This window comes from Mycobacteroides franklinii (assembly GCF_002013895.1).
Classification (GTDB): Bacteria; Actinomycetota; Actinomycetes; order Mycobacteriales; family Mycobacteriaceae; genus Mycobacterium; species Mycobacterium franklinii.
The window spans coordinates 359943-372233 of record NZ_MAFQ01000005.1 but is presented as its reverse complement, the minus strand read 5'-3'; the positions used below and the strand labels follow the sequence as shown (position 1 = coordinate 372233).

10 protein-coding genes are annotated in these 12291 nt (G+C 65.1%); 4 read left to right on the top strand and 6 right to left on the bottom strand.

From position 1 onward, the window contains the following. Positions 1 to 288 precede the first annotated feature (288 nt). Positions 289 to 1677, top strand: a complete 1389-nt coding sequence (locus tag B4393_RS08685) for an MFS transporter (protein ID WP_413816141.1) — start codon at positions 289 to 291, stop codon at positions 1675 to 1677. On the opposite strand, the gene B4393_RS08680 is transcribed toward B4393_RS08685, so the two are convergent. The 6 genes from B4393_RS08680 to B4393_RS08655 form a co-directional block, all read right to left on the bottom strand. Further along, positions 1674 to 2012 carry a hypothetical protein gene (locus tag B4393_RS08680; RefSeq protein ID WP_413816136.1) on the bottom strand — a complete coding sequence of 113 codons (339 nt, stop codon included), beginning with the start codon at positions 2010 to 2012 and terminating at the stop codon, positions 1674 to 1676. The genes B4393_RS08685 and B4393_RS08680 overlap by 4 nt on opposite strands. 213 nt (positions 2013 to 2225) lie before the next feature. Further along, positions 2226 to 4049 carry a phosphoenolpyruvate carboxykinase (GTP) gene (locus B4393_RS08675; RefSeq protein ID WP_078333983.1) on the bottom strand — a complete coding sequence of 608 codons (1824 nt, stop codon included), beginning with the start codon at positions 4047 to 4049 and terminating at the stop codon, positions 2226 to 2228. A 121-nt stretch (positions 4050 to 4170) separates the two neighbouring features. Continuing rightward, on the bottom strand, positions 4171 to 4716 hold the full coding sequence (locus tag B4393_RS27785; RefSeq protein WP_078333768.1) for a DUF6199 family natural product biosynthesis protein: 546 nt from the start codon (positions 4714 to 4716) through the stop codon (positions 4171 to 4173). Positions 4717 to 4719: 3 nt separating this feature from the next. After that, complete coding sequence (locus B4393_RS08665; RefSeq protein WP_078333767.1) at positions 4720 to 5070, bottom strand: DUF6802 family protein; 351 nt, start codon at positions 5068 to 5070, stop codon at positions 4720 to 4722. Continuing rightward, positions 5067 to 6512, bottom strand: coding sequence for a hypothetical protein (locus B4393_RS08660; RefSeq protein ID WP_078333982.1), 1446 nt, complete (start codon positions 6510 to 6512; stop codon positions 5067 to 5069). Before B4393_RS08660 ends, B4393_RS08665 begins: the two co-directional genes overlap by 4 nt. Continuing rightward, on the bottom strand, positions 6509 to 7585 hold the full coding sequence (locus tag B4393_RS08655; RefSeq protein ID WP_078333766.1) for an ERA-like protein 1: 1077 nt from the start codon (positions 7583 to 7585) through the stop codon (positions 6509 to 6511). Before B4393_RS08655 ends, B4393_RS08660 begins: the two co-directional genes overlap by 4 nt. Before the next feature lie 133 nt (positions 7586 to 7718). On the opposite strand from B4393_RS08655, the gene trmB reads away from it, so the two are divergent. The 3 genes from trmB (at position 7719) to mmpL3 (ending at position 12264) form a co-directional block, all read left to right on the top strand. Next, complete coding sequence (gene trmB, locus B4393_RS08650) at positions 7719 to 8522, top strand: tRNA (guanosine(46)-N7)-methyltransferase TrmB (protein WP_078333765.1); 804 nt, start codon at positions 7719 to 7721, stop codon at positions 8520 to 8522. 110 nt (positions 8523 to 8632) lie between these two features. Next, positions 8633 to 9211: an NYN domain-containing protein gene (locus B4393_RS08645; protein WP_165758458.1), complete on the top strand. Its 579-nt coding sequence runs from the start codon at positions 8633 to 8635 to the stop codon at positions 9209 to 9211. Between the two features lie 47 nt (positions 9212 to 9258). After that, positions 9259 to 12264, top strand: coding sequence for a trehalose monomycolate exporter MmpL3 (mmpL3, locus tag B4393_RS08640; RefSeq protein ID WP_078333764.1), 3006 nt, complete (start codon positions 9259 to 9261; stop codon positions 12262 to 12264). Positions 12265 to 12291 lie beyond the last annotated feature (27 nt).

Below are 12291 nucleotides of genomic sequence, written 5' to 3'. Positions count from 1 at the left end.
ATCCGGCCGCCCTTAACGGTCCCGCCGGTGGGGGTTTACCGCCAACGGCGATGGGCACCAACCCCGACGACAAGGCCGCCGCGCTCCGCGACCCTTGTACGAGAACAACTCACCGTAGAGCTCTGGCTGCGCCGGCGAATTGCCCGGCACCCCAAGACATCATCGCGCGATCCCGTGCGCAGGACAGATAGGCGATACGACGTGCATCCTGACCCGCGCACCATGCCATCACCACCTCGTAACGGGCGGGACCGTTGGCTGGCACTCGCCGTTGCCTGCCTCATCGAAATGCTGCTGGTAATCAACAGCAGCATCATTGCCGCAGCGCTTCCCGCCACCCAGGCCGATCTGCGGTTCGGCAACAGCGATCGGCAGTGGTTGATCACGGCGTATGTACTGGCCCTGGGTGGACTACTGCTATTGGGCGGTCGGGTCGCCGATATGGTGGGGTTGCGTCGCGCGCTGGTCATCGGGTTGGTCGGCTTCGCCACCGCATCGTTCATCGGTGGCTCCGCCACCAATTTTGGCGAGCTGGTCACATCGCGCGTCGCTCAGGGAGTATTCGGCGCCCTGCTCGCTCCCGCGGCGATGTCTTTGGTGGTCAATAGCTTCCGCGAATCCGAGGAAGAACGGCACGCATTCGGCATCTTCGGCGCCGTGATCGGAGCCGCCAGCACCGCCGGGTTATTGGTGGGCGGGGTCCTCACTCAGCTGCTTACCTGGCGATGGGTCATGTACGTCAGCGTGCTCATGACGATACTCGCCCTGATCGGCACCCTGGCCTTCGTCAGGAAGTACCCGGCAGGGCACCGTCGCCAACTCGATCTGTTCGGCTCGCTGACGGTCACGCTGGGGCTTTTCGCCATCGTGTTCGGCTTCTCCCGTGTCGAGATTCGAGGATGGACCGCAGGCACCACCCTCGTGTCCTTCTGCGCCGGGCTGACACTGATCGGCGTGTTCATCGGGCATCAGCACCGCAGCAAGAATCCGCTACTGCCCTTGCGGGTCATCTATGACCGCACTCGCGGTGCGGCGTTTCTTGCCATGTTCTTCGCCAGCGCAGGGCTTTTCGGCGTGGTGTTATCCCTGCTCTACTACCTGCAACGGTGTCTACACCTGGCGCCATTGTGGGCAGGGGTGGCCTTCCTGCCCTTCTCCGCGATGGTTGTCGTTGCCTCGACCCTCGGCAATACCTTCATATTGCCGCGTCTCAACGGCCGCATCGTACTCATTGTCGGTGGCGTCACGGCCGCGTTCGGTCTGCTGATTCTGAGCCACATCGACTCGCACGCAGACTATTACACAGCGATACTGCCCGGGCTCATCATCGGCGGACTCGGCAAGGGGCTCATCTTCGGAGCGTCCACCCATGGTGCTGCCACCGGCATCCATCCCGACGAATCTGGAATTGCCTCCGCCACAGTCAATGTCATGCATCACGTGGGCGGTTCCATGGGTGCCGCGCTGCTCAGCAGTGTCGTGGCATCGACGGCCACGTTCTTTCTTGCCCGCCACGCATCGAGCGATCAAGCGGCTGCCGCCGGCTACTCGGCGGCATTCTGGGTGTCGGCCGCCAGCTGCCTAGCGGCCGCCGCGATCGCGCTCATTGTCAGCCCGGCGCGGCCCAGCGCCACGAAGCGGGAGCCATCCGAAAGCTATTACACAACACGTCACTAGGACGCGGTGCTGCCACAGATCACGCCCGGGTTCTCGCATTCGGCGCCGGTCTGGTCGGGCATCTGAACCCATTCGGACCGCCCGCCTTCGTCTTGGCTGCCCTGCCGTTGCAGATTGTCGGGGTACCAGATTCCGGTATCGCACACGACACCCCGGTCCATGCATTGCGCACCAGTGGCTCCGCGGTGTTCCACCCAGCCTCCGGAATCGTCCCGGGGCTGTTGCGCCTCGGACGGCGCATTACCCCCACCCAGCAGCTGCCCAATGTGGTCACCCGGGCCTGGCGACGGTGCGACCGGGGAGGCGTTCGCGGCGGCGGGAGGCAACAGCACCATGGCCGCACCAACTGCTCCGAGAACGACTGCTCGGCGGATTGATCGTGTTCGCAACACCTTTGACTGCCTCTCGTCACACCGAGGGCTCCGCTCGGAGCCGGGCGCTTAGCGCTATCCACATGGTGCGGCTTACTCGAGGCAGAAGCATCGGTGCGAACATCCAAGTGGCCATGGCGGAAAACCGCCATGGCCACTTGGATGAGAAGTCTTGTCTTAGGAGTTGAGGCGCTGCTTCAGGGCTTCGAACTCGTCCTTGACGCCGGTCGGCAGCTTGTCGCCGATGAACTCGAACCACTCTTCGATGAGCGGCAGCTCTGCCTGCCACTCATCGTTGTTCACCGCCAGTGCCTCCGCCACGTCAGCTGCCTCGACGTCCAGACCCGTCAGATCCAGATCATCGACACCCGGGACGGTGCCGATCGGGGTGGACACACCGTTGGCGCGGTGCTCGATCCGGTCGACGATCCACTTGAGCACCCGGCTGTTCTCGCCGAATCCCGGCCACAGGAACCGGCCGTCATCACCGCGACGGAACCAGTTGACGAAGAACACCTTCGGCAGCTTGGATTCGTCCGCCTGCTTGCCGACGTTGATCCAGTGGTTCAGGTAGTCGCCCACGTGATAGCCCATGAACGGCAGCATCGCCATCGGGTCGCGCCGCACGGTGCCGACCTTGCCTTCAGCGGCCGCAGTCTGCTCCGAACCCAGTGTGCCGCCGATGAACACGCCGTGCTGCCAGTCCCGGGCCTCGGTCACCAGCGGCACCGTCGTCTTGCGCCGACCACCGAACAGGATCGCCGAGATCGGCACACCCTGCGGATCATCCCATTCGGGAGCCAGGATGGGGCACTGCGACATCGGGGTGCAGTAGCGCGAATTCGGGTGCGCCGCTTTGGTCTCGGTCTCCCGCAGGATCCAGTCCTGACCCTTCCAGTCGATCAGGTGCTCCGGCTCGCCCTCCAGGCCTTCCCACCACACGTCGTTGTCGTCGGTGCGCGCGACATTGGTGAAGACGGTGTTGCCGGCCGCAATGGTCTTCATGGCGTTGGGGTTCGAGCTCCAGTTGGTGCCCGGTGCCACACCGAAGAATCCGAATTCCGGGTTGACGGCGTACAGACGGCCGTCCTTGCCGAAGCGCATCCAGGCGATGTCATCGCCCAATGTCTCTGCCCGCCAACCGGGAATGGTCGGCTGGATCATGGCGAGGTTCGTCTTACCGCAGGCCGACGGGAACGCCGCGGCAACGTAGTACGCCTTGTTCTCCGGCGAGATGAGCTTGAGGATCAGCATGTGCTCGGCCAGCCAGCCCTCGTCGTGGGCCATCGCCGAGGCGATACGCAGCGAGTAGCACTTCTTGCCCAGCAGCGCGTTACCGCCGTAACCCGACCCGTAGGACCAGATTTCGCGACTCTCGGGGAAGTGCGTGATGTACTTCGTGTCATTGCACGGCCACGGAACGTCGTCCTGGCCGGGCTCCAGCGGCGCACCGATCGAGTGCAGCGCCTTGACGAAGAATCCGTCGCCACCCAGCTTCTCCAGCGCGGCAGCACCCATCCGGGTCATCACGCGCATGGAGGCGACCACGTACTCCGAGTCGGTGATCTCCACGCCCAGCTTGGGGTCGTCGGCACCGAGGGGGCCCATGCAGAACGGCACCACCCACATGGTGCGTCCGCGCATGCTGCCGCGGTACAGCTCGGTCATGGTCGCCCGCATCTCGGCGGGGTCCACCCAGTTGTTGGTGGGGCCGGCGTCCTCTTCGCGCTCCGAGCAGATGTAGGTCCGCGATTCCACGCGCGCGACATCCGACGGGTCCGACAGGGCCAGGAACGAGTTGGGGTGCCTCTCAGGGTTCAGGCGCTGGAAGGTGCCCGCGTCCACCAGCTGCTGAGAAACTCGCGCGAACTCCTCATCCGAACCGTCAGCAAACACGACTCGATCGGGTTGTGTCAGCTCAGCGACCTCACGAACCCACGCAAGCAATCCCGCATGTTTCGTCGGAGCGTTGTCAAGACCGGGTATGGTCGCTGCTGTCATCGAGAGCATCTCCTCTGTGGGGTACACAGGGCCACACGGGCACTGGTCGGCACCTAGATATATGAGGTTAGCGCTGGTGTCGTTCAGCGTGAAACGGGGTCATGGACAGTCCGTCATAGCCCTAGTAACAGCGGTCCAAACCCCAACTCCGCGACTCGGGCAGATACTGCCCGGACAGCGAAAAGATCACCTGGGAGTTGCCCGGTTTCTTGGGATCCGAGACCCGGATGTCGTCGTACTCGATAGATGCCTTTCTCAGCACTGACCAATCCCTCCCCCGGTTGATCTGTACGTCGACATTCAGCTCTCTGCCCAGCGCCCTGACATCGTCCGGGTTCGCCACCACTGTGCCGTTCCATCGGACGGTCTGCTGGAAGCGCGGCAGCACCTCGTTTTCGCACTTCTCCTTGGAGGTGGCGGTGGCCGCCGTCTCGTCGCCAGTCCTTTTCTCGTCCACATGCATGCTGATGGCCCCGATGCCCACACCTACCAGCAGTATCGCTCCGACAATCCGGCCGATCCCATTGATTCCGACGTACGCATCCGAGGGTTCGACCTTGTCCTTGAACTTCCAGCCCTCGTCGAGGTAGAAGGCCTCTTTCGGCTTGAACGCGAAGTAGAGGGAAATCGCTGCGCCCAGGAAGCACAGAATCCCAAGAAGGATCACGTATTACTTACCGCCGACGCGGCCGTGTTCGATGAGCTCCCAGTGTGCACCCGATCCCCGCACCCAGGTTTCGTACGTGCCGTCCGCACCGAACGTGGTCACCTTGTCGGCGATACCGTCCTCGTGGCTACTGGAGACGATCTCAAGTCCCCCGTCGGGCTCATGCACCACGACGGTGTCACCGATGCCGTCGTGGTCGGTATCGATGAGATTCGTGCCCAGGTCCACCAGCCCGCCGTCGGTTGGCAGATACATGTGGTGATCGAGATACATGTCGGGGCTCAGGGCGTGTCCCGGTTCGGGCACACCCTCACCCAGGCCGCCAGGGATTCCCTGGTCAAAACCTTCGATCATGAGGTCCTATTCTCGTCGCTCCCGGCGAGAACGTCCAGCCGTTCGGCGACTTTGGTTAGCGCCTTGTGCACCGACGGCAGGTCACGGTTGCGCAGGGCCGTTGCCCGCGCGGTGTTCATAGCGGCCTCGCGCAGCTCGGAGTCAATTTGCCCCACCCGGGCGGCGAGTTTGTCGTTCTCGCGTTCGTCTATTTCCACCAGGTCGGCGTTGAGTCTGGTCTCCACCTCGAGCACGCGAGCGGCCACCCACTGCTCCAGGTATGCGCGCAGCTCCCCCATGGTGTCGCCCAACCAGCGGTCCAGCACGGTCCGGTCGTGCAGGAGCCCCCGCACCGCCACCAACCACACCGCGATCACGGCACCGGCCAGCAGACCCGCCGCCAAACCCACGGGCGCCAGCCCCGGACGTGCGTACGCCACCAGACGCGACACCGTCAATGCCGCACCCAAACCGAAGAACACCCCGAACAGCGCCATCATCCGGGTCTCCAGACGGCGTGACCGCACCGGAGGATCACCCGCTTGCGGTGGCACCGGACGATTCGAGCTGGGGCGCGGCGCAACCCAGCGCTCGGTCACCTCGGCGGAAATCTCGGCAAGGTGTTCCTCGGTGCCCTGCTCCACTTCGGCGACCACCTCGGCCATGCGGCTTCGTACCCGGTCGCCGAAACCGGCGACGTCGCGTCGCTTCAGTTCGGCGATGTCCTCACGAAGTTCACCGCCCACCGAGCCGACCCGTTTGCGCGAGAAGTACAGCAGCGTCATCCGGGCCTGAGCGATGCGATTGCGCAGCGCCAGCGTCCGTTCGGACTTGCCCGAGCGTGTGCGCCGCACCGCCGCCTGCCGTTGATTGCGCAACTCGTCCGCGCGCGCCCCCTCCCCGGCCTCCGGCGGCACATTCAACATTCCCTGTAAACGAGTTACCCAGGCGCGCAACCGGTTCCGCTCATCCAGGGCGGGCTCCTCGCGGACCTTACGCACGGCTCGCGCCAGCTCATCGAGTCCCGGCGCCGCACCGCGCGTCGACACACCCAGCCAGCTGATCCCGCTGAACCGGGAATCGTGCTGGGCCAGGATCTCGCGGTTTCGTTCCATGACCTCGCGCCAGGACTGGTGCACGTCGATTTTGGAGACCACCGCGATGAGCGCATCGGTGTTGGCGGCGGCCAACTGGATCAGCCCGCAGTCCGATGGGGTCAACGGTGCAGTCCCGCTGCACACGAAAACCACCGCCACCGGTGCCTGCCCGTGCCGCAGGTCCTCGGGTTCGACAATGCGCACCCCCGACATGCGTGACTTCAGCTCGGCAGCCAAGGTGCTCGCGCCGGCCAACCAACTGCCGGTCACCATCACGGCATCGTTCAGCTCCACACCCAGCGGACCGAGCGCCGGATCCACCGCCAGCACCAGCTCATCGACACGTTTGTCTGCCGAAGTGTTCACGCCCGTCCTCCGGCCCGGCGCCACAGGCGCAGCGACCCGCGCGCGATGTCGGTCCCCATCGCGGCATAGGTGGCGTTCACCGGTCCGGCGGCGAACCGCTGCCAGCGCTCGGCACGGTAGCGGTGATCTTCTGGGTGGTCACTGAGCTCCACCGCGATGCCCGCGGCCGTGACGGCGTCCACCGCGCACTGCATCGCGGCCACCACCACGTCGTCACTGTTCACGAAGGAATCGATCTGCATCGGCAGCACACCCGTCACCCCGATCTTGCGGAGATCGGAGAGCACCGCGCGCATCCGGCGGTACCAGCCCTGCGCGATGGCCGCGCGAATGGCGTTGACCACCGCGTCGATGCCGGACAGATCGCGCAGCAGCGAGCTGAGTCCCGGGGCCGCCAGGGTGGGAACCTGCCGCAGCGCCCCGATGGCGCATCCCATCGGGTACAGGTCCAGTTCATGCAGAATGCGCCGCCGCATCGCGACCGGCACTTCATGTGTGCACGTGACGAAGGCGTCGACGGAGCTGGTGTCGGCCGGGTTCTCGACCATCAGCTTGAGCGCCTCGACCATGCTGTCATCGAGACTGACCAATGGGACATGCGCGGACAGCGGCAGGGTTGGAACCCGAGTCTCGGCGCGATACTGGGCGCAACGCGATACGGCTGCGCTCCAGGGCCCGCGTGCGGCGCCCGGATCAGTCAGATCCGCCTTGTTGAGAATCAGCACCTTGGGCGCGGTGGAGGCCTCCAAGACCACACGATCCTCGGGCTTGAGCGCCTCCGCGAAAACCACGATGTCCACGTCGGCCACAAGGGGGTCTGCCGAGTCGTCTTCGGGGATCGGCACCTCCATGAGCGCGTGCCCCGGCCCGTCCTCGGCCGGCAAGGTGCGTCCCAGCGCGCCGATGACACTGGTGACCCCCACCCCGGCGCGGCCCCGGACGGTGACCCGCAGCGGATCCCCGGACCGCACCACGACATCGTGAATGCGCTGGCCACCGTGCACCTGGCGAATCTCGGGACGCGTCGCGAACCGGTCGAGTGTCGCCCGGAAGACCTCAAACCCCCGCGTCATTGTCGCTTTTCCAGACCCAATCTCATCGTTCGTACGGAAATGCTCACATTGTCACCTGATCTGGTAGACGGTTCCACCCTGGTAGGCAACTGTTGAGTATCAATACGCGCTGGGATTATGGGATCTGCCACCTATGGGTGACCATGGGGATATGCGTTATGACGGCCACGAACGGGGCTGTGCGGTAGCTGGATCAGCCACCGACGAGCTCCCGGGAGCTGTCAGCGCCGATTCCGGGGATCAGAACCGCCATCCACGTCGGGTTTCCAGCTTCAGGTCGCGCGGTTCGTCGCTCACCGAAGGCCAGCAGAAGGCCTGGGACAAGTCGTGGCCCACGTACGGTCGCGTCGCCCGGGAAGCCGACGGCTCCTGCCCGCCGCTGGACCCCACCTCATGGTTCGGGCGTACCGCCCCCCTTATTCTCGAAATTGGTTGTGGCACAGGGACATCTACCGCCGCAATGGCGCTCGAAGAACCCGATTTCGACGTACTGGCGGTGGAGGTCTACCGCAAGGGCCTGGCCCAGCTGCTGTCGGCGATCGACCGCGAGGGCATCGAGAACATTCGGCTGATCCGCGGCGATGCGTTGGACGTGCTGGAGCACCTGCTGCCGTCGGGATCGCTGACCGCGGCCCGGGTTTTCTTCCCGGACCCGTGGCCCAAGTCCCGTCACCACAAGCGCCGGCTGCTGCAGGCAGGCACCGTCGCCCTGATTTCCGACCGGCTCCGCCCAGGCGGCACCCTGCACGTGGCCACCGATCATGCGAACTACGCCGAGCACATCGCCCAGGTCGGAGACTCGGAACCAACCTTGCGCCGCCTCGACCTTCACCATCCCCGCATTCCGGTCTCGGTGCGCCGCCCCACGACCAAATTCGAGGGGAAAGCGCACACCGTCGGGAGCGCCATCAATGACTTCGTCTGGGAGCGATTGTGAGCCTGGACGTGGACGACACGGAAGACACGGAAGACACCGTGCGCACCGCCGACTCGACGCGCCGCCGGGTGCTACGGGTACTGCTGGTGTGGGACGCACCAAACCTCGACATGGGGCTGGGCGCCATCATCGGAGGCCGCCCCTCCGCGGAGAACCGGCCGCGGTTCGACGCGCTCGGCCGTTGGCTGCTGGAGCGCACCGCCGCCTACTCGGCAGATCATCCCGATTGCCTCGTTGAACCCGAGGCCACCGTCTTCACCAACATCGCGCCGGGGAGTGCCGAAGTGGTGCGCCCGTGGGTCGAGGCGCTGCGCAATGTTGGGTTTGCGGTATTCGCCAAACCCAAGATCGACGAAGACAGCGACGTCGACGCCGACATGCTTGCTCATATCGAGCTGCGGTCCGCCGAAGGCCTGGCTGGGGTGCTCGTGGCCTCGGCAGATGGTCAGGCTTTCCGCGAACCGCTGGAAATAATCGCCGGTGACGGGGTACCCGTCAGTGTGCTGGGATTTCGCGAACATGCGAGTTGGGCGCTAACCTCGGATATTCTGGAGTTCGTCGATCTCGAGGACATACCCGGAGTTTTCCCCCGAGCCTTGCCGCGGGTGGGTCTAGATTCGCTCCCCGACGAAGGCGCCTGGTTGCAGCCGTTCCGGCCGTTGTCGGCGTTGCTTACGTCGAGGACATGAAATGACATGAGGACCCAGCGCGTGAGAGACGCTAGTTAGGAGATTCTGTGTTCGCCTGGTGGGGCCGAATGGTGTACCGGTATCGGTTCATCGTCGTTGCCGCGTTCGTCACGGTCTGCCTGGGTTCCGGGCTTTTCGGGATCACGCTCGGCGACCACGTGACGCAGAGCGGTTTCTTCGCCGACAACAGCGAGTCGGTCAAGGCCTCTGTCATGGCCGACGACGCGCTGGGGCGTGACCGAACCACCCACGTGGTGGCCGTCATCGCCGCGCCCGACGGCAAGACGGTCGACGATCCCGCCTTCCAGAAGAAGGTCATCGACCACTTCGATCAGCTGCAGAAGGACAACCCCGACCAGATCTACGGCTGGGCCGGCTGGCTACGCGCCCCCACCACCACCGACCCCACCGTCAAGCGGATGGTGACCGACGACCGGAAGCACACCTTCGTCTCGATCAGCCTCAAGGGCGACGACGACGACACCATCCTCAACAACTACAAGGCCCTGTCGAACCCCGACAAGGACGATGACCCCGCCAAGAACAAGTTCCTGATGGACGGCGTGGACATCCAGTTGGCCGGTCTGCAGCCCGTGGCCAGCGAGCTGACCGGAACCATCGGCAAGGACCAGCAGCGCATGGAGGTCCTGTCGCTGCCCGTCATGGCCGTCGTGCTTTTCTTCGTCTTCGGCGGTGTGATCGCCGCCGGCCTGCCTCTGATGGTCGGCGGTCTGACCATCGCCGGCGCCCTGGGCATCATGCGACTGATCACGCTCTTCGCTCCGGTGCACTTCTTCGCCCAGCCGGTGGTCACGCTGATCGGCCTGGGTATCGCCATCGACTACTCGCTGTTCATCGTGAGCCGGTTCCGAGAAGAGATCGCGGAGGGTTACGACACCGAGACCGCGGTCCGCCGCACCGTCATCACCTCAGGTCGTACCGTCATTTTCTCCGCGACGCTGATCGCGGCGGCCCTGATGCCGATGCTGATCGTGCCCCAGCAGTTCCTGAGGTCCCTGACCTACGCGGGTATCGCCTCGGTGCTGCTCGCCGCGATTCTGGCGGTCACGGTGCTGCCGGCCTGCCTCGGTGTTCTCGGGCGCCACGTCGACGCATTGAGCATCAAGCGGTTCAGCCGCACCAAGTCTCGCGAGGAGCTGGAGAACGGCTTCTGGGGACGCACCGTTGTCTTCGTGATGCAACGGCCGTTGGTGTTCGCCGTGCCGATCGTCATCGTGATGCTGCTGCTGATCATCCCGCTGGGCAATCTGAAGCTCGGCGGATTCAGCGAAAAGTACCTGCCGCCAACGAATTCCGTTCGTATGGCGCAGGAGGACTTCGATAAGCTCTTCCCCGGCTTCCGCACCGAGACCATCACCATCGTCACCAAGGGCGCGACCGATTCGCAGCTCAATCAGATTCGTGCCGACGCCATGAAGGTCCCGGGGTTCGTTGAGCCCGGCGGGGACAAGACCCAGATGTGGCAGCGCCGTCAGTCCGTCAAGACCGACGGGGACACCAGCGTCAAGGTCATCCAGAATGCCTTGATCAATCGCGATACCGCCGGGGCCAAGGTCAAAGAGCTCCGGGCGATATCCGTGCCCAAGGGCGTCACGATGTATGTCGGTGGCACGCCAGCGCTTGAGCAAGACTCCATCGACACCGTCTTCGACAAGCTCCCGTTTGTCATCGTGATTTTGATCAGCGTCACCACGATCCTGATGTTCCTGGCCTTCGGCTCGCTGGTGTTGCCTATCAAGGCCGCCGTGATGAGCGCCCTCGGCCTGGGCTCCACGATGGGCATCCTGACGTGGATATTCGTCGACGGGCACTTCTCCAAGTGGCTGAACTTCACCCCGACACCGCTGACAGCGCCGGTCATCGTGTTGATCATCGTCGTCATCTACGGCCTGTCCAGTGACTACGAGGTCTTCTTGATGTCGCGCATGATCGAGGCGCGCCATCAAGGGCTATCGACCACCGAAGCCGTGCGGGTGGGTACCGCCAACACCGGACGCATCATCACCGCCGCCGCCCTGATTCTGATCGTCGTGGCGGGCGGTTTCGCCTTCTCCGATCTGGTGATGATGAAGTACCTGGCATTCGGCCTCATCGCCGCGCTCATCCTGGACGCCACCGTGGTCCGCATGCTGCTCATCCCGGCCGTCATGAAGCTGCTCGGGGACGACTGCTGGTGGGCTCCGGCGTGGATGAAGCGGATCCAGGTCAAGCTCGGCCTGGGCGAGGTCACCCTGCCCGACGAGCGCAAGCGTCCGACCGGCCGCGAACAGGCCATCGCCGCGGCCTCGTCTCCGGTCGGCTCCAACGCCCGCACCACCAAGCTGCCGATCGCCTCCGAGCGCACCCGGCTGCCCTCCACACCCACGCCGCGTCAGCACGATCCGTCTGCTCCGGTGCGGCCGACTCCGCCCCCCGCCGCTCCCCCGACCACACCGGTCAACCTGGCGGGCACCGACAGTGGAGACGCACCCGCAACGACGCGGATGACGTTGCCCGGCAAGAACGTTGCTCCCACCGATGCGCCCACCACCGCTGTACCAGGTGGCAACCCGGCCGGCCCGGATGCACCGACCACCCGCAGCAGCATCGCCGGGACGCACCGCCCGGACCGTCGCAATGCCGACCGCGAGATCGAATCCTGGCTCGGCGAGCTGCGCGGGCCCAAGCAGCCCGGATCCGCGCCGTCCGCCGAGGCGGGCGACGCGACCACCGCGATCCCGGTGTCCAAGCCTGCGTCAAAGCCTCAGCCGGCGCAGCCGAACCGCGCCAGCGGCACACCGGCTGAAGACGCGACGACGGCCATGCCCATCGCCACCCCGGATGCCCAGCGACAGGGCCCGCCGCGGGCTCAGCGTCCCCAGACCGAACAACAGCCTGCTGCGCCGTCTGCCGATGCGACAGAGGCGCTGCCAGCACCCGGGCAGACTCGCACACCGCAACAGCAGCAGGAGGCCGACGAGGCCACTCGCCGCAGCCGTGGTGGCAGTGTCAGTGCCCAGGACCTGCTACGCCGCGAGGGGCGCCGCATTTAGCGACGCCCCTGCGGGGTTCTTCGTGCG

What these genes read in the sequence shown, in the direction of transcription:
- B4393_RS08685 (WP_413816141.1), top strand. Translation starts at nt 289, where the DNA reads ATGCTGCTGGTAATCAACAGCAGCATCATTGCCGCAGCGCTTCCCGCC.
- B4393_RS08680 (WP_413816136.1), bottom strand. Translation starts at nt 2,012, where the DNA reads ATGGTGCTGTTGCCTCCCGCCGCCGCGAACGCCTCCCCGGTCGCACCG.
- B4393_RS08675 (WP_078333983.1), bottom strand. Translation starts at nt 4,049, where the DNA reads ATGACAGCAGCGACCATACCCGGTCTTGACAACGCTCCGACGAAACAT.
- B4393_RS08665 (WP_078333767.1), bottom strand. Translation starts at nt 5,070, where the DNA reads ATGATCGAAGGTTTTGACCAGGGAATCCCTGGCGGCCTGGGTGAGGGT.
- B4393_RS08655 (WP_078333766.1), bottom strand. Translation starts at nt 7,585, where the DNA reads ATGACGCGGGGGTTTGAGGTCTTCCGGGCGACACTCGACCGGTTCGCG.
- trmB (WP_078333765.1), top strand. Translation starts at nt 7,719, where the DNA reads ATGGGTGACCATGGGGATATGCGTTATGACGGCCACGAACGGGGCTGT.
- B4393_RS08645 (WP_165758458.1), top strand. Translation starts at nt 8,633, where the DNA reads ATGGGGCTGGGCGCCATCATCGGAGGCCGCCCCTCCGCGGAGAACCGG.